The sequence below is a fragment of the Novosphingobium aquimarinum genome (genome assembly GCF_009746585.1).
GTDB classification, from domain to species: Bacteria; Pseudomonadota; Alphaproteobacteria; order Sphingomonadales; family Sphingomonadaceae; genus Novosphingobium; species Novosphingobium aquimarinum.
Genome location: NZ_WRPO01000036.1, coordinates 1 through 18,415, shown reverse-complemented (window position 1 = coordinate 18,415; position 18,415 = coordinate 1). Strand labels below are relative to the sequence as shown.

Here is an 18,415-nt window from a genome sequence, read left to right as displayed (position 1 = left end):
TCGGGCAATCAGATCATGGGGGGCATGCCCCCCATGATCTGATGATCAAACAGGCGGCATGAACGACAACCGGGATTAGCTTAACTCAGCCGCCAAACTGTCCAAGAACGCGGGACCACCTCAAATGGATTGTGGCTGCCGAACCCGTTCCATCCGCCGCTGGATCGGGTACGGCTACCGGGCGTGTTCGGTGGCACGGTGCGGCGGGTGAATACCGTGCCTGTGCCCGAGAGACTGGCCCATTTCCCGCAGTACGCGGATGGTATGACTGTGCAAATCGCCTGACCTGTTCGCCGATTCGAATATGGCGGCAATGGGGCCGACAGGAGACAGTCCGGTCTCAGTGGTGGAACCCAGAATGCGGCCCCTCGACGATTGATCCAGATTTGCCTCTTTCGACTCTCATTTCCAATGCTGCGAATAGCCCAATTGCTTCGCCATTGATCCAGTCGGGCACCGGCTTACGTATTTGCAAGCAATGACATGCTACTGGTACCATCAGATGGAGGGAGGGAGGTCATTGCGACTATATCTACTTTCCGCGTTCGCATTGTTCGCACCGTTGTCGGCGCTGACGTCTTCGACCAGCGAGGTAGAATTGAAACCGCTATGCGGTGGGCCGTTTCAGCTTTGCGGATATGTTGAAAAGGAAGGTGAGACGCTTCGCATTCCGCAGAAGTACGAAGTCGCCCAGCCATTTAGTGAGGGCCTTGCGGCTGTCCGCATCGATGGCCTGTTCGGCTTCATAAACCCCCGCGGTGAGATAGTCGTCTCGCCGCGCTTTCAGTCAGCAAGTTCCTTTTCGGGTGGCTACGCCGAAGTGCGGATTGACAACGCTTCCGGGGCAATCGACCGTTCGGGTCGGATTGTAGTCCCCGCGCAGTTTCACAGGCTAATCCACTTCTCTGACGGCACATTCATTGCTGAGCCCTTGCCAGACAACCCTTCATCGCAGTCCTCCCAGACTGGTCGTCTTGAAACACTGTCTGAATCGACAATGCTTTCCGGCCGTCGTGTAGCGGGACTGTACCATCGTGACCGAGGCTGGCTGACGGATAGCAATTTAGAGTTCAGCATCTTCGATGAACCGCAACGTGGGCTGATCTGGGCGGGCAGGCGCAACGAGCAAGGTGAAGACCAATGGGGTCTGCTAAAGGCTGATGGCAGTTGGCGTGTTTCTCCGCGCTATCAGCATGTGCAGCGCGTGATGGAAACGCATGCTGTTGTAAATGCTGCCACCCAGCCTGATCTGCCTCCAATCGAGCGAAGGGAAACGGTTCGCTGGGGCGCGGTTGATCGCAATGGTGATCTCGTCGTGCCGCTCGAATTCGCGTATTTGAGCTATTGGCGTGGTGGCTACGGCTACGCCAAGGAAGGCAAGACGTATGGATCCGACGGGCGGCAGAATGATGTCAGAGAGGGAATTGTCAAAGCGGATGGTTCGCTGCTCGGCGGGCAATATTTCGACAAAGTTGATATTTGTGAGGACGGTACGCTCCCGCGCGCACGCCTAGGCGATACCTGGCACAGCGTTACCCCCAACGGCCAATTGATTCCCGATCAGCTCGATGGCGAACCCTTGTTCGAATGCGATGGCGGATTGGGAATCTTTCGTAGGGGTGAGGAGGTCGAGTTCCGGGTGGCTGGCCGCGCTGTCGGACGGTTTGACAATACCTACTTCAGCAAACGTGATTGCCCGGGACCATTCTCGGCACGACGGGGCGACCGATGGTTCTACGTGCTGGAGAACGGAACTGTTCTTGGGGTTCCGGACGGCTTTGAGGAGACATACTCATTCACAAGGGCTCACGTGCCGGTGAAGGTCGGTGGCAAGTGGGGGGTCATCGATCGTGCGGGTAGCTTCTCTCTCCGACCTCGTTTTTCAAAGCTTCGGCCCGATCGCAACAACACCTTCGCCGTGGGTGAAGGTGAGGATACCTACTGGATCAACGCATCGGGAAACATGGTTGAGCAGCCAGTTGCCGAAACGCCTTCTCCTCAACAGGCACTGACATGTGAAGGCGGGCTGCGCTTTTTCCAAAGGGGAGACTTATGGGGTTTTCAGGATCAATCTGGTCACACCGTAATCGAACCGCGTTTTCGTGCGCTATCCTGTTTCCAGCACGGTGTATCCTGGGCGGTTGAACCAGGTGGCGACGGGTGGTGTGCGATAGGACCTGACGGTGCGCGTCGCGAAGCGATGGATTGCAGCGAAACCTATTACCCGATCAGCGTGTCACACCATTACCCGGAGAAGTTCGACGACGACCCATTCGAAAGTAGCGTTCTATGGAATCGAGCCTGGTTGGACTTTCAGGCGGGCAATCGGGATGGGCCACCCACCTGGGTCGGAGATGGGGTCATGAGCGGGGTGTCCTACTCGGTGAGCGGAGGAGGGCCTGGTGGACCGGGGTGGCTAGGTGCGTCAATTGGCGGTTCCCAATTTGCGGCAAAGCAAACCCACAAGATTGCCGCGCTCGGGATTGGCGATGAGATTGGATGCTTGGGGCGATGGTCCGCTTCCTACCTTAGATCGGGCCGTTCATATGGGACTACGCCAATGGAGCCCTTTTGCCGCGAGGTGACTGGCCCCAGCACATCAAGAGGCGGTTGTGAGAGCCGAGCCCATGGTCCTTGGCCGACTCCATCAACGGCGCCGAGCGCTTCCATCCCGTCTAATCTTCCTCGTGGTTGCATACCTCTTCCCTCGCTCCGTTGCCGCCGAATAGGCGGAGTAGCCGCTGAAACAGCCCCGGCGCAGGGCAATTATGCGGGCCGGACACCGAGAAATGGATATGGTCATCGTGCCCGCCCGAATTGTACGGCTGGCCGAGCTTCAGCTTGACCGTCGGACCGTAATTCTCGCGACGATGGGGCAGATAGGTTTCGTACCGGTTCTGCAGCGCGTCGACGATCGCCTTTACCTCAGGGTCTGACGTGTAGTGCTCGCCGATCTTCTTGCCGTTGATACGCGAGAGATCCGACGCATTGCCGGTCACATGGCGGCTCGGGCAAACATGGCTATCCCTGACCGACGAGATCCAGATTCGGCTGAGCGTGTGACCGGGCGCGACCGTCGGTGAGATTGTATGGACAAGCCCGTCGATGAGCATCTGGATGGCGTCGTTGTTCACCCCAGGGGCAAACTCGATCGTCACGCCGTTAATAGAACTCGGTATCGTCGTCATCGGATCTTCCTTACCTTGCCGTCGAGTTCAAGCTGCACCCCGCAGGCTGTATTTGTAGGATGAACGGTGTACAACAGGCGATACTAAGTCGGAATAGTGCAAAGCGCAGGTGACGGGCGTCACGGACTCCGCCATAATATTGTAATCGCGAGTGGGCCGACGCGCCGAAACAGACGCGGGGTCTTGCATTGGCGAAGCGCGGGAGACCGGCATGTCGCGTGAAATCCTTTCCATTTGGGCCATCGGCGCCATTTCGGACGCCCATGCGATGCCCCTGCCCGGCGAACCCGCGCAGTTTCGCATATCCTATGACGAGAATGACGGATTCATTGTCCGAAATACGGCCGGAGGAACGCTCGGATGGCGGCTTGAGGAACAGGTCCGGCGCGGCAATGTCATCGAACGCCGCTTTGGCATCACACTCTACGGCATAGCGCATGTGCAGTTCCTCGCGAACGGCTGGCCGGCCGGCGGTGTGCCAAATTTTGCCCTGCGCAGCGTCGCGACGCCTCCCCACGCCGAACATCTGCGCGATAAGCGCCTACCCTTTGCCCATGACGTCGACATCGTGCGCGCGCACGCCCGGATCGCGGGTATCGCGGCGCTGGGCTTCAGCGCCGTCCGGCTGACCCGGCTGGTCGAGACGACGACCCCTGGCGCGCCCAGGCCGCGCGAGCGCGGCCAGTGGCTCAATTTCCGGCTGTCGCTGCTCGAACGTGCGTTGTTCGAATCCTCGGATGCCGTGCCCGCGCTCGACAGCGATGATGTTCTCCAAGCGGGCATGGCGGGGCTCAATCCGGGCAATTCGCGCGATTTCGAAGCGATCGAGCGGCTGCGGACGATGGCCGAGCTTTGCCAAGTGCCCGCACGACGCATGCCGTATCTCGCCGGCGGCTTCCGCGCGGGCGGGCGCCAGCCGCTGCTCGAATCCTTCGCGGTGAACGCCAGCGGGCTCGAAGTGCTAGGCACGGCGTTTGAGTCTTTTCGCGACACCATGCTGCCCTCACGCGCCGATCGCTGGGGCCAAGTCACAGCGCTGCAGGACGGCTTCTGGTGGTCGAGCAGCCCCGGAGTTGAATCGGCGCCCCTCGCATTCGACGATGCGCTCGACCGCATCGCCTGTTTTCCCGCGCGCCCGGGATCTGCGGATCGCCGCCCGGTGCTTGCGCGGCTCGCCCCGCGCGGCGTGGACTCGGCGGCGCAGCTCGCCGTGCTCGACGCGCTCGGGCTGCGCTCCGCCGCGGTTGCTCCGACCGAACCGGACGACCTCCCCGGCTGCGCGGGGGGCGCCGCCATCCCCTATCACCATCTCCATATGTCGCGGCAAGGCGATGCCATCGAGTGGCGGCGCTGGATCGCGCTGGAAGCGGACGGCGAGGATGGAAATGGCCAGGGCCGGATGGAGACCTCTCCCGCGCTGCTCCGCGTGACTCGCACCGCCGGCGCGCCCGGCACCGACACCGGACCGACGATCCGACTCGAGGGACTGACCGACCGGCATTTCCTCGCGATTTGGGAGCGCAAGCTCGGCGGGCCGATGCGCGTCAACGCCCGCAACGAAAGCGGGACCGGCGGGCTGAGCCTGCTGCCCGACCTGCTCGGCGCGACCGACGCGGTCGACCGGCGTCTGGGAGGGCGCTGGTGCGCCGAGTTCACGTGCGAGGACGTCTGGCCCGATGCCGAAAGCGCGAGCGAGGCCGGCCCGATGCTGTCCGGATACCGGCTGACGCAGGTCTCGCTGCGCCACATGGCGCGGCATACGCTGAACGAACGCGACGGCGTGCTCAATGTGCTGACCGCGCCGCCGCCGCCGACCGCAACGGGCCGGACACGGATTCAGGCGGCGCAGCTCCGCTTCCCCGGCATGGGAACGCATGCGGAGCATCCGCTGCGTTTCGCCGGCGATATCGAGCTCGAGCTCGACGCCGGCCACGAGGCCGCGCTCCATTTCAACGTTGAGCGCGACGGGATGTGGCGCCTCGCCAGCCCGCATATTCTCTACGCCGCCAGTAGCGTCATCACGCCCGTCGGCGAGCCGAGTGTCGCAATCGGCGGGCTCGACGTGCGTTTCGGGCGCGGGTGCCTCCCCAATTTCTTCGTCTCGGTGGAGCCCGCCGCCGACGGCCCGGCCTATCAGCTCGGCCAGGGAGACCGCCCGCTCGAATTGCCGGTCGAGGACGTAACTGTGGGCGGTTCCGATGCCGTGGAGCGCGAGCTCGCCCTGCAATCGGCGCTGTGGAGCACTGCACTGATGAACCGGGGCGTGCTACGCGCGCGCGACCATCGCACGCATGCAACGGGCGCGCGGCTGTTGTCCTTCGACCTTCGCCCCGAGCAGGGCGACGACGCTTCGAAAAAGGTCGAAGTGACGATTCTAGACCCTGCCCCAATGCTGGTGGCCAAGGTCGCCGCGAACAAGCTGGCGGTCCCGACCAACGATCGCGAAAGCGCGGCAAGCTGGCAGGCGGCGCAAGGCTATTGGCGGCTCACGCCGCCCGATGATGCGCCGCAGGTCCTCGACCTCACGCTGCCGCCGCAAGGCGTCGCCGAAGCGTGGGAGCGGCGGGCCGACGTCGCGCAGACGCATCTTCCGCCCGACCAGGTCCGCGAGGGAAGCCGCGTGCCGGCCCGGCTCGTGCCCGCCACCGAAGTACGGTTGGAAGGCAATTCGCGTGGGCGAAACCAGATCGCGCCCTGGAACTTGCGCACGATCCTCGGTTCGTTCGAGACCGACCTGCCGGGCGCGCGGATGCTCGCTGTGCGCCGGATGGAGGTGCTCTACGGGCTCGAAGCGTGGACGGGGGCATTGGATGGCTTCCGCCTCGCTGAGATGGCAGCATGGCGCGGCGTGCCGCGCGAGCCAATCACTGGCCAGCCCGAGCGCGAGGCGCCCTGGCTAGCGGGCCTCGGCGCTTGGTCGCGGCGCCTCGCCGTCCTCGACTTGCGCGAAGAAGGCAACCCGCTCGCGCGGCCGCGGCTTGGGGACGTGCGCTTCCGCCTGCGCACCAAGCGAGGCTTGGGGACGGGCACCCGCCACGCCGTACCGGGCGATAACGCTAAGTTCGTGAAGCCGATTGTCGACGATCTGCGCGTTCCCGCGCCCGATGCTGACGACATAGTTTGGACGCCCGCCGAAGAGGGCGGGATTTTGGGCGGCGCGATGGCGGGGTTCGAACAGCCCGCGCTCGTCCACACGCTGCACGGCCGGCGCGACGGCATCGGCGAGCTCGACGGCTTCCAGCTTTCGGCACTCGGCGCCTGGACGAGGCCGCGCGCGGCGTTCCAGAACGGGCTCACGCTGATCTCGAGCGAGGTCGAGATGGGCCGCATCCACGAGGCACGGTTCGAGCGCAAGGGACGGATTGGCGCGCTGCACCACCTCGCCAAGCATGTCATCGTCTATCGGCGCAGCTTCCTCCCCGCGCGCCAGTTCGCCGGCGAGCAGGATTTTAATTGCGGACGCCCGATCGTCCGCAAGGTTGAGGAATATATCGAGTTGACGCAGCCGGTGCGGACCTACCCCGACCGGGCGGGTGCTACCGATCTCGACGCCGGACCACTGATCGGCGCGCGTTTTCGGACGGTGCGAATTCCGGTCCACGGATCCTGGGCTTCATCTCTCGTCGATCCGCGCGTCCAGGGCTATGCTATTCCGCTGTGGCGGCGAGGCGAGGACGAGGCGATCTATCCGCGCCCTGTGGTCGAGATGCTGTTCGCAGGCGATCCAGCGCGCAGCGAGCCCGAGCCGCTCGCCCGGCGCGTGGTGAACCCCGAGCGGCTGCGCTTCTATTCGATCATCGAGCATCGGGGCGCGGAACCCTCGGGCGACGTTGACAGCTGGCCGCTGGTTTATGACGCCGATTATCACGACCGCGCGCTCGACAATCCGACACATGATCCGATCACGCGGGGCCAGTTCCAGCACCCAGAGGATCCCAAGGCGCCGCTGCCGCCCGAGGCCGCCGAGGCGCCAGGGCTGGAGGCCTTCACGTTACTGCTCGAATCCGGTGCCGGGATCAATGTGATGCAGGCGCGGGCGAAGGCGCCCACCATCGCCGATCTGCGCAGCGTGCTGGTGATGCGCGGCCGCTCGACCGGAAAGCCCTCGCCGGCGGATCCAGGCGATATCGAGCAGCAGCGGCTGAAGCAAGTCATCCGCGGCGCCGCCAAGGGCAACGAGCTGGCCGCGATCGCGCGCGCGCCGGTCACGGGACACGATCCGATCGCCGAGCTCAAGCAGCAGGCAACGACAAAGCTCACCGAGCTGCGCGACACGCTTCCCGCGACCAACCCCATTCCCACGCAACGCTGGTGCGACTGGGCGCATGAACCGGCCAACCGTCTGCGCGCGCTCCGGAAGGAACTTGGCGTCATCGCAACGATAGACGCAATCTGGCGGCATAATCGCGGCGAAGCGGCGATGCGCCTGCGCCAGCTCCAGACCCAGGTCGATGCGCATCTGCCCATTGACCGGACCGCGGACGCATTATTGCAGCCGCTGATCGATCAGGTCGGCCGCGCGAGCGCCGAGTTCAGGGGCGAGCTGACCAAGGCACTGGAGTCCGCTGCGAGCGCGATCGGCAATGTGGCGCAGCGCGCCGACGCCGCACTCGGCGACGTCCGCACGGAGATCGCCGAGGTTCACCAGCAAGTCGCTGCCGGGCACCATAACGCCAACGCTGCATTGGGGCGAATGCGCGAGGAGCTCGCCGCGCGGACGCGCGAGGCCGAACGACTGCTCGACATGCTGACCGGGCATCTCCCCAAACTCGACACCGCAGCCGCGCAGTTGCGCAAGGCGGCGCCCAAGATTGCCAAAGCCGCCCCGCAGGCCGCAAGCCTTGCCGTCGCACTGGCGGAGCAGCTCGAATCGGGCCGCGAGCGCCTGTCGGACCTGCGTGCGAACGCGGCCACGGCGCTGCCGGCGAAACTCGCCAAGGCACAGGCCGGCATCGGAGTCTGGCGGCGCGACGCGACGCTTGCCACCGACGTGATCCATGATGCGCTGCGCGAGGCTAACGAGCTGATCGCCGGACTGCAACAAGGGATCGCTGCTGGATCGGCGTCGCTACTGGACTTGATCGACGACGCGCCGGCGCGGCTGTTCGAGACGCTTGAAACGGAGATGGGCGAGGCGCGGGCACGCATCGACGAGATGGCGAAGGATCCGCTCGACGTGCTCGACCGAGGGCTGCGCGCCATGTCGGCAGCGATCGGCGCGCTGCGGCGTGCAACCGAGGCGGCTGAGCCGCCCGCCGAGCTGATCACGCGCCTGACTGCAGCACAGAACCAAGTCACGGCCCCGCTCGACACGCTGCTCGGTCATGTCGACAGCGCCGGGCGGGAGCTTTGCGACCTCCTCACCCAGGCCGACCAGCTCGCGACCGAACTCCTCAGCCAATGGCGGACGCGGATCGACGGACTGATCCGGGAGGTCGCCGACTTCGTCGGCGAGATCGAGGCGCTCCGCGTCGAACTCGACGGCTATGCGCGCGGGATCGGCAATGCGCTATGCCAGTTGCGCGGCGGGATCGAGGACGTGCTCGACGGCCGGATGCTCGAGCGGCTCACGCGCGACACGGTGACGCCCGACGGCATCGGCGAGGCGGTCGCGCTCAACCTGCTGCGCGCCGCAGGCGCGCCGCCGATCGTCGAGCAGCTGATCTTCAATCGCGAGCAAATCGCCTATCACTTCCAGTCCGAGATGCACGTTATCGTCACGCCGGTCACCGCACTCGTTGACCAGGCAGACCGCGCGCTGCGCGGCGTGGGCCTGGCGCTGCCGACCCTCGGGCTTGGCGAAGCGCTGCTCGCACCGGCGCACCGCGCCTTCGACGATCTGCGCAAGGGCGCCGATGCCGTGCTCGAGGACCTCCGAATGCGCGCAAGCGACGTGATGAAGGACTTCGCCGGGCTCAAGGACTTGCTGCCCAATCTGAAGTTCGGGCCCGAGCTTGCGAGTGCGATCCGCGTCACGCACGACTATGACGCCAAGCACAACACTGCCTGGCTCCAAGCCGAGATCAACTACGGCCCCGAGACGCAGGACCTGTTTCGGCACGATGCCTTCGCCGTGATCGCCGAGCGAATGGTGTTGAGCGGTGTCTCACGCTACGAGCGCGCGTTGGCCGGCGGCGAGCGCCGCAGTGTCAAGGCGTCGATCGTCTCCGACTGGGTGCTGATCGTCGGCGGAATGGCGCTGGTGCGCATCCGTGACGCCGCGATCCGCTATGATGAGCGCGGTGGGCTCAAGTTCGATATCCGGCCCGAAAAGATCGAATTTCCAGGACCGCTCCAGCTGCTGACCGGCTTGCTGCAGGATCTCGGCGGCACCGACAGTCCGCTGTCGATTGAACTGCTCAACGATCCCGCGACGGGGCGGCCAATTGGCCTCCGCTCGCGCTACGACCTGCCGCCGACATCGTTCGGCGTGGGCGCGGTCTCGGTGATGAACGCCGCGCTCGGCGTGCATCTCGACCTCGCCCAGCGCAGCGAGTTCGAAATTCGCAGCGTCGCCTATTTCGGTCGGCGCGATTGCCCCTTCGCCATGACCGTGAGCCTGCTGGGCGGCGGCGGCTATGTCGAGGCCGAGGCCATGCACCTGCCGGCTTCGCGCAAGACCGACATCGTGCTGCGCGTCAGCATGGGTCTGGCCGCAGGGACCGGCTTCGCCTTCGGTCCGCTCAAGGGCAGCATCCAGGTCTATCTTGGATTCGAGGCGAGCTTCAGGACCGGATCGGCGGGGTCGCAGATCGCGATAACCGCGCTGTTCGTCCTGTCGGGCTCGGTCACTGCGTGGGGCTTCGTCACCGTGAGCCTCAGCGTGCGGCTCGCCCTTACATACAACGGGCAGAAACTGCTCGGGCACGGATCGATCAAGGTCGAGGTCCGCATCAGCAGCTTCTACAAGAAGCGCTTCTCCCGCCCGATCACCTATCGCCTCTAGGAGCTAGCGATGGCGGATTTCACCATCACGATTTACGTCGAGGGCTTCCACACGCCGCGCGACGGCGGCGGCCACTGGCTAGGGCGGACCTTGAGCGTGGCGCTGACCCAGGCGCCCGCGCGCCGCTTCACCGACGTGGAAAAGTCGCTGCTCAAGGCGCTGCTTTGCCCTTGGCGCTGGGACGAGATCGACTGGACGACGCCCGGAACGCCGCACCGGCTAAACGTCACCGGACCCACCGACGCGCTTGAAGCCTATGTCGAACGCCTCATTGCGCTCCGCGAAACATTGCCGGCGGGCCAGGAGGATCCGCTCGTCTTCCGCAACGTTGCCGCCCCGGACGAGGCGGAGGAAGGCGTGCCAATTTGGCCGGGCCTACTCGTCCAGCTGAGCCGGAGCGGGCCCGAGCTTTCCCATGGGCTGAATCTCGCGCATCTTGCCGAGCTTTCGGCCATTGCGCCGCAGGCGCTCGCGATCGATGCGATCGTCGTCGGCGGGACGCGCTATTCAACGAATGGTAGCGGGAGCTTCGAGGTCCGCTGGCAACCGGGGGAACTCTTCACGCTGCCCCCGACCGGCCACACCGGGCTAATCGATCACGCGACGCGCATGGTCGTCCATGGCGATCCCATCGACGAGCAAGCGACCGCAAGCTGGCTTGCTGAGCTTCCCGCGCGGCTGGGGCGCGCAATCGATCCGCTCGCGCGTCTCGCTGACCTCGTCGAACTGCTCGGGGACGCGGCGGTCCACGAGCCCAGACCGGCGATCGAGCGTATGCTGCTCCATCTCTTCGGCGGCAGCGCAAACGGCTATGACCCGGACCGGCTGGCCGACGTGTTCCTTGCCATCGCCGATCTGACGCCCGGCGACGACATCGCGGCCGAGCGCCAGTTCGCGCGCGACTGGAGCATCGCCTTCGGCCAGCGGCGCTTGGCGATGATCGATGATCTCGTCGCGGCGATCCCGCACGCTACTCCGCTCGACCCGGCAGCCCTGCGCAGCGCCGCGGCGGCGGCGGACTTCCGCCAGATCATGCAGGATGGGCTGCGCACGGCCGTCCCGGCGCTGCCGCTTGAATGTCGGAAGACGGTGCTCGACTGGCTGTCGGACGACGGCAACATCGGCACTTTCCTGTCGTCGCTCGTTCTCGAGGCGCTCGCCCGCGCCTATTTCCTCCAGACCCTGATCGCACGCGTCGGCGGCGAGGCAGGCGACTGGTGCGCCCTGCACGACGCGTTCGATTATGCATTCGCGGCGGCGCTGGAGATGCTGGGGATGCGGTATCATCCCGACGTCATGCGGCACGTGCGCGAGACCGTGTTCCACATCGAGCGCGACAGCATCGACGCGGCGGCGCGCGACGGCCTACCCTTCCGCGTTGACACGATCTTCCATGACCCGGTCCAGAACGGCCAAGGACAGCCCGACGTCCATCTGATGATGGATGGCTTTCTGGTCGCAGTCCGCGAGGCGACGCAGGACAGCTGGAGTGACTTCGCGCTGGTGAGCGGGGGATCGGTCGACATCGTGCACGATCGGGGGCGCGCGGCACTGCCCGACGAAACGGCGGCGATCGGCACGCGCACACCGCTCCCGGTAGTCTTCGACGTCGCGCATTCGACCCGCCGCGCATCGGCCACCGAAAGCCGCGTCGCCGTCGCCAGCTATCATGGCGAGCCGATGATCTCGTGGTCGCGCCGCGCCGCCGACGACAGCGAGGCCGAGCCCGCGCCCATCGAGATCCTCTACGGCGCAGGCGACACCCGATGCCCGCCGCTCGCCTATGGCCAGACGTTTGAGATCGCTTGCGGCTATCAGGCGCCGGGAGGCTTGCTGCCGCATCATTTTTGCGATCCCGCAGCGCCGCTGGCGTTTTCCGCCACGGTCCTGGCGAATTGCCCCGTCCGCTTCCGGCTGAAGCTGCCGCTGCGCCGGACTCTGTTGCCGGGTGCGCCGCGCCTGCTCGCGACGGGACCAACCGAGGGTCGGCTGTCGCTGACCGGGCCGAAGGACGCCGACGTGCGACCGCTTTGGCGCGAGCATGTCGCCCGCTGGCCCTCCGAACTGGTCGCCGAGCGCGAGGCGCTTCACGACGCACCGACGCTCTATCTCGACGAGGCCTATGCGGACACGCTGGCGCATCGCGACTTCACCTTCACGGTACGGCCGCCCGCACTGGGGCTGGGCAAGGCACGCGAGGACGCGACGACGGCGCTCGTCTGGCGCTACTGGATGCAGCGCGACCAGTGGTGGACAACGGGGAACACGACGCCCGTCGCCCACCCCACCGACACCGACGCGGCCGACGATCCGGCGGTGGTCGGCCTGCTCCACGGCCAGCATGCCGGGCGCGGCGGTGTCTATTTCCGCCTTCACGGTATCGAGCAGGACGGCCCGACACACGACCTCGTCGCGCCCGTGCCGGCGGCATTGGCCGAAGGTCAGCGCGTCGACGTTACGGTGATCGCGACCGAATCCCAACTTGCGATGGACTATGCCGAGCCCGATGCGGACGGCGTCGGCCGGCTTACCGTCCGGATCCCGCGCGACAAGCGCTGCGTGCTCGAGACGCGCACACTTTGCGACGGGCGCTTCTTCCCCGGCGGAGACGACGAGCGCTTCGCGACGAGCGCCTATCAGCGCGGCACCGAGCGGGGCGGCGATCTGCTGTTCGGCAGCGCGCGCATCGCCATCGAGTCTCTTCCCGAGACAAACCATCTCCCCTCGCCGGCGGCGCTCTGGCGCCAACTCGAGATGCGTGAGGACGTCGACCGGGGCGACGTCGTCGCTGCGTTCGCCGCACCCGCCGCGGAGGACCCGGATCACGTGCGCCGCGCCGACTTTATCGGCTCGCTCGAACCGGTGTGGCAGACCTGGCGCTGGGACGGCGGCCCGGTCTTCGCCTATACGTCAGCGGCGGGCGGCGGGCTGCAGCCTGACACGCTGGAACCCGCGGGCGATTCACGGGCGCGGGGCTATGTGACTTTCGAGCGACTGATGTTCGAGGACCGGCGCGACGCCGGCTCGACCGCGACGGTCCTGCGCAGTGCCGGCACCGAGGCCATGTTATTTACCCGCGAAAGTCCTTCCAATCGTGGCGCCAACTATCTCCGGCTGAGGCTCGTGGCAATCAGCCGGTATGCGGCGCTGCGGCCGGGTTCGCCCGACACCGCTCGCGAGGCCGGAATGGCTAGCGACGCGCACAACATCAGCCCCTGGCGCGGATACACGATAGGCACGCGCCGCGCGGACCCGCTCCCAACGCCGCGCGTGGCACTCGCGGCGCCGCTGTTCGACGGCGTCGCGGGACAGGACGGCACGGCCGGCGGGTTCGGCGTCTATCTCGACCATCCGATGTACGACACGCGGCATGGCGGCGGCCTCGACGAGGCGCTCGAAGTCGAGGTCACCATCGAACGGCTCGACCACGGGCTGCAGGAGGGCGATCGCGAGACGGCGGCGCTCGCAATTGGCGCAGACCCCATCCTCGAGCCGGGCGACGGCGATCCGTTCGAACAAGGCGCGCAGCACGACCGAATCTTTCGGCTTTCCTCAGAAGGTGTCTGGGAACCGCGGGAGCCCGAGCGAAAACGGCTCCGCACGAACACGGTGCTGGGCCAGACGCTCGAGCCGCGATCACCGGCGCCGTCCTTCCCGTTCAGCATCGCCTTCGTCGAAGCCAGTCTCGACGGCGCGATCCTCCGGCCCAACACCATGGCGCGCGTCGAGGCACGCGTCGTCGCGGGCGGCCTGGCGTCACCCTGGTCCGCGCCGGTCTGGGTGCAGTTCCTGCCCGACATGCGCGATGCCGCGATCGCCGGGCAGCGCCGCGTGCCGCTGTTCCGCGCCGCGCGCGTAGGCCAGCGGCTGTGGATCGAACCGAATGCCGAGGCCGGCGCACTCGCCGCAGAGCGCATGGCACGGCTGGTGCGTGTAAGCGGCGACGCACCGCCCGTGGACGCCACGCCCGGCCCCTATCTCGTGTCCGGCATCGCCGGAGTGCTGCTCCGATCGATCCCCGACGCGGCGGGCCTGCGGCGAACCCGCGTCGCTGCGGTCGTTCCCGCGATTGCCGAGGGTGAGCGGCTGCGCCTCGTGGTGCCCGACGGGCTCGAGCCCTCGCACGTGCGCGTCATCGAACTACAGCATGTGACGCAACCGCACATGCGGAGCGAGGACGCAAGCCTAACGTCGGCGACGCAGCGCTGGTTCGGCGATCAGGCCGAGCGACATGCGTTCGACGAAGGCCCCGTGGCCAGCGTCGACATCAACGAGCGGGTCGTCGCCGTTGGCCCACTGATTGCGATCGAGTGATTTGAGTGGAATCGACTCCTTGTGGGCTCTCTGCTGAGCCCCGACGACAAGAAGCGCGCTTGCTTGCGCCTGACTTGAAAGTAGAGATAGTAGTGGCGGAGCGGGCGTGCCCTTCTACCCAATCATTGCTTGCGCCCATGAGCTAGAGGCCGTTTCCGGGATTGGCGGTTCGGAATGCGAATGACCCGAATCGGGGCGCAAAGCCGCCGTCCTGCACCACGTCGCCGAACAAAGCCTTGGACATTTTGTTCATTTTATGTTCTAATTCGCTCGAATAGCTAAAGCTACGCCTGCACGAAGCCCGCCAGACGCGGGCTTTGTCGTGCCTATCCCCCAATGTGACGGGATCGCAGGGCTATTATTTCAATCACATCAACATTCTAGCCGCGCCTGGCTCTGCCGGGCGCGAACGAGGTTCCGTGCCATGCTCGTGCCCTATGACGACTTCTACCGCGACTTCTTCGAAGCACGCGGCGTCGCGGAAGAGGAAGGTCGGGCCTGGCTGGAGATTCTGGAAACCATGATGGACCCCTTCGTCATTGAGGGACTCGAAGTCAAAAGTCTGGGGACGGATGAAGGTTCTGATTCCGATACCAGCTGGTTTAGCGTAGAATCGCACCATTCCATCGCCCCCACGTTCAACAGCGCTGCCCACGATGACGCAGTCGGAAAGAAGGAGACATGACCGACCCGCTCAACCGCCAGTTCGCCGTCATCTACTGCCGGGTCTCCGATCCCAAGCAGAAGACCGATGGCCACGGCCTCGAAAGCCAGGAAACCATCTGCCGCGAATACGCGGCTCGCCACGGCTACGATGTCGTGCGCGTGTTCCAGGACGACTTCACCGGAGCCCACTCCAATCGCCCGGCGATGAAGGAGATGCTCAAGTTCCTCAAAGGCCAGAAGCAGACCTATGTCGTCATCATCGACGACCTGTCTCGCCTTGCCCGCGATGTCGTCGCCCATGCCCAGCTGCGCGAGGCGGTGAAGAAGGCAGGCGCGGTCATGGCTTCACCTTCACACCAGTTCCGCGAGGACTCGGATGGCCGCTTCGTCGAGAACGTGCTTGCCAGCTCCTACCAGCACCAGCGCGAGAAGAACGCCGAGCAGACGCTCAAGCGCATGCGCGCCCGCTGCCTCGACGGCTACTGGGTGTTCCAGTGCCCGGCGGGCTACAGGTTCGCCGAGGTCAAGGACAGCCGGGGCAAGAACAAGATCCTCGTGCGCGACGAGCCGCTGGCCTCGGTCGTACAGGAAGCGCTGGAAGGATACGCCACGGGGCGTTTTCAAACGCAGGCGGAGGTACAGCGCTTCCTTGCCGACCAACCCGAGTTCCCGCGCGACCGGCGTGGGCAGGTCCATCCCCAGCGGGTCTATGAGCTGCTCAATCAGGTGCTCTACGCCGGGCACCTTGAAGTGTCGCGCTGGAACGTCTCGCTGCGGCCTGCCCAGCACGAAGGGCTGATCAGCTACGAAACCTTCCGCAAGATACAGGAGCGGCTTCACAGCCTTGCCAGGGTTCCTGCCCGCAAGGATTTGGGCGAGGACTTCGCGCTGCGCGGCTTCGTCATCTGCGGCCACTGCGAGACCCGGCTCACCAGCTACTGGGCCAAGGGGCGCAAGAAGCATTATCCCTATTATCACTGCCCCAACAAGGAATGCACCGACTACGGCAAGGCCGTCGCCCGCGACAAGATCGAGGGCGAGTTCGCCGACATCCTCCAGACTATGCGTCCCTCGCACGACCTCTTCGTGCTTGCCTACGAAACCTTCCGCCGCTTGTGGGACATCCGCAGCGAAGGCGTCACCGCGCGCAAGAATGGCTGGGAAGCCGAGGCGCGCAAGATCGAGTCCCAGATCATCCAGCTTGTCGATCGAGTGATGGACGCTGACAGCCAGACGCTCGTCAAAGCCTACGAAAACCGCATTCAGGACCTCGAATCCCGCAAGGCGCAGCTCAAGGAACGGATCGCCCGATCGGGCCGAAATCCCAAGGCCTTCGAGACGGCATTTAGAACCGCCATGACCTTCCTCGCAAACCCTTACAACTCTGGGTTTCCGGCAATTTCGAGCACAAGCGGCTGGTGCTGAATCTGGCCTTCGCCGAGCGCCTGCAATATCTGCGGAACAGCGGTTTTAGAACCGCGCTAACCTCCTCACCTTTCGCGCTTTTATCGGGTTTTGAGGGGGGAGGAGAAGGGATGGTGCACCCGACATTGCTAAAACTTCTGTCGCAGGCAGTGTCGGGACGTCCCTAACTACTCTGTAAAATCAGGGGTTTGTCTTCTACCGTGTTCACGGTCGATCGCCCCCGTTTGCCTGCATTTCGATCACTTTGTGGGGTCGAAAGTTGGATCAATTTTACGGTGTGTATAACCTATGGCACTGACCGCATTGAAGGTAAAAAACGCCAAGCCAGGTCGCTACGTTGATGGCCGCGGCTTGTGTCTTTTCGTGAAGGAAAGCGGCTCGCGCAGCTGGGTCTTGCGGATGCAGCATAACGGCAGGCGGCGTGACTACGGATTGGGATCGGCGCTTGATGTGACGCTGACTGAGGCGCGGGACGCCGCAGCCGCATTGCGTCGCCAGGTTCGCGCTGGGATCGATCCGGTTGCCGAGCGCCGCAAGTCGCGCAAGGTGGTGCCGAGCTTCGAAACCGCAGCGCGCGAATGCTACGAGGCATTGAAGGACGGCTGGAAGAACCAGAACTATCGAAACTGGATTTCCAGCATGGAAAACCACGCCTTCCCGCTGATCGGCAGGAAGCCAGTCGATCAGGTGGACAGCACCCACGTCCTCGAGGTGCTCACGCCCATCTGGCTCGAAATCCCCGACACCGCTCGAAAGATTTTGCAGCGCATCGGTGCCGTTCTCGACTTTGCGCATATCAAGGGATGGCGGGAAGAAGAGGCTGCGCTGCGGTCAGTCCGCAAGGGATTGCCGCGCCAGACCGACAAGGTCGAGCACTTCAAGGCCATGCCCTTTGCGGACATTCCGGCATTTATGAAAGTGTTGGCGACAGCATCACCCACCACGGGCCGCGATGCCCTGCGCTTCACGATCTACAACGCCGTGCGGTCGAGCGAAACGCGCAAGGCCGTCTGGACTGAGATTGACCTCGACAAGGCGGTCTGGACAATCCCCGGCGAGCGCATGAAGGCAAAAGAAACGCATGTGGTGCCGCTCTCTAAGGCAGCGGTTTCCATTCTGCGGCGGCGCTGGAAACTGCGAACGAGCGACGATGGCCTCGTCTTCTCAAACAATGGCGAGAAGCCGATCAGCGACATGACAATGACCAAGCTGCTACGCGATGCCGGGATCAAGGGCGCGACCGTCCATGGCTTCCGCTCCGCTTTCACCGATTGGGCGGCAGAGAAGACCGACTTTCCGAAGGAAGTGGCGGACAAGGCCTTGGCGCACAAACTGAGCAACCAGGTCGAGGCCGCCTATCGGCGCACCGACTTTTTCGACAAGCGGCGGGAGTTGATGGCGGTATGGGCGGAGTTTTTGGACCGCATCGGATAACACAATTAGGTTCGCGCGGGCCTAACCTTCGAGCAGTCTCTTCAACTCGTCGGGCAGGTCTACGTTATTGCGCTCCGGCGGGTTGACCTGCCCCATGCACCAACGGAACACGTGCTTGAACTCGTCCATGTCGATGTAGAGGTCTTCGTAGCGTGTTTCATACTCGCTGTGCTCGACTTCGAACTCTCCAGCGATTCCAAGCGTTATCCCTTCAACCTCAAAGAACTGCGGGATCAGGAATTCGATGGGGAGCCACGGGTAGGTCTCGTTTGGGCGGAACATGTCTCGCGATAGGCCGTACATCAGGATGATGTCCCCTTTGAGAACGGCGGTGCAAAATTAGACCACGGTAGCGGCGGCGAAGTGCTGCTGCGGGCGGCGTAAAAGTCGTCCACTTTTTCCCTTTCGCGATGGCGGCGAGGGGGATGAGGGATTTACACCG

At 64.7% G+C, this 18,415-nt stretch carries 7 protein-coding genes and 1 pseudogene; 6 read left to right on the top strand and 2 right to left on the bottom strand.

Annotation, left to right across the window (positions count from 1 at the left end; all coding sequences use genetic code 11):
- Positions 1-478 precede the first annotated feature (478 nt).
- Positions 479-2,128, top strand: a pseudogene (locus tag GQO94_RS21495) (WG repeat-containing protein); the annotation flags it as partial.
- 547 nt (positions 2,129-2,675) lie between these two features.
- Here the strand turns inward: GQO94_RS21495 and GQO94_RS21140 are convergent.
- Positions 2,676-3,188, bottom strand: a complete 513-nt coding sequence (locus GQO94_RS21140) for a hypothetical protein (RefSeq protein WP_232333052.1) — start codon at positions 3,186-3,188, stop codon at positions 2,676-2,678.
- Between the two features lie 211 nt (positions 3,189-3,399).
- Here GQO94_RS21140 and GQO94_RS20895 point away from each other — a divergent pair, with 211 nt between their 5' ends.
- The 5 genes from GQO94_RS20895 (at position 3,400) to GQO94_RS20120 (ending at position 17,973) form a co-directional block, all read left to right on the top strand.
- Positions 3,400-10,134, top strand: coding sequence for a coiled-coil domain-containing protein (locus GQO94_RS20895; protein WP_198046079.1), 6,735 nt, complete (start codon positions 3,400-3,402; stop codon positions 10,132-10,134).
- 9 nt (positions 10,135-10,143) lie between these two features.
- Positions 10,144-14,448, top strand: coding sequence for a hypothetical protein (locus tag GQO94_RS20135; protein ID WP_156843174.1), 4,305 nt, complete (start codon positions 10,144-10,146; stop codon positions 14,446-14,448).
- Between the two features lie 424 nt (positions 14,449-14,872).
- Complete coding sequence (locus GQO94_RS20130) at positions 14,873-15,133, top strand: hypothetical protein (protein WP_156843173.1); 261 nt, start codon at positions 14,873-14,875, stop codon at positions 15,131-15,133.
- A complete protein-coding gene (locus GQO94_RS20125; RefSeq protein WP_156843172.1) occupies positions 15,130-16,539 on the top strand; it encodes a recombinase family protein in 1,410 nt (469 codons plus the stop codon). The genes GQO94_RS20130 and GQO94_RS20125 overlap by 4 nt, the downstream gene beginning before the upstream one ends.
- Before the next feature lie 288 nt (positions 16,540-16,827).
- Positions 16,828-17,973: a tyrosine-type recombinase/integrase gene (locus GQO94_RS20120; RefSeq protein WP_156843171.1), complete on the top strand. Its 1,146-nt coding sequence runs from the start codon at positions 16,828-16,830 to the stop codon at positions 17,971-17,973.
- Positions 17,974-17,994: 21 nt separating this feature from the next.
- Here GQO94_RS20120 and GQO94_RS20115 read toward each other — a convergent pair whose 3' ends face one another.
- Positions 17,995-18,276 (bottom strand): hypothetical protein, encoded by a 282-nt coding sequence (locus GQO94_RS20115; protein ID WP_156843170.1) that lies wholly within the window; start codon positions 18,274-18,276, stop codon positions 17,995-17,997.
- Positions 18,277-18,415 lie beyond the last annotated feature (139 nt).

Excerpts from the sequence above, each read along its gene's own strand:
- GQO94_RS21140 (WP_232333052.1), bottom strand. The coding sequence starts at position 3,188 with ATGACGACGATACCGAGTTCTATTAACGGCGTGACGATCGAGTTTGCC.
- GQO94_RS20895 (WP_198046079.1), top strand. The coding sequence starts at position 3,400 with ATGTCGCGTGAAATCCTTTCCATTTGGGCCATCGGCGCCATTTCGGAC.
- GQO94_RS20135 (WP_156843174.1), top strand. The coding sequence starts at position 10,144 with ATGGCGGATTTCACCATCACGATTTACGTCGAGGGCTTCCACACGCCG.
- GQO94_RS20130 (WP_156843173.1), top strand. The coding sequence starts at position 14,873 with ATGCTCGTGCCCTATGACGACTTCTACCGCGACTTCTTCGAAGCACGC.
- GQO94_RS20125 (WP_156843172.1), top strand. The coding sequence starts at position 15,130 with ATGACCGACCCGCTCAACCGCCAGTTCGCCGTCATCTACTGCCGGGTC.
- GQO94_RS20120 (WP_156843171.1), top strand. The coding sequence starts at position 16,828 with ATGGCACTGACCGCATTGAAGGTAAAAAACGCCAAGCCAGGTCGCTAC.
- GQO94_RS20115 (WP_156843170.1), bottom strand. The coding sequence starts at position 18,276 with ATGTACGGCCTATCGCGAGACATGTTCCGCCCAAACGAGACCTACCCG.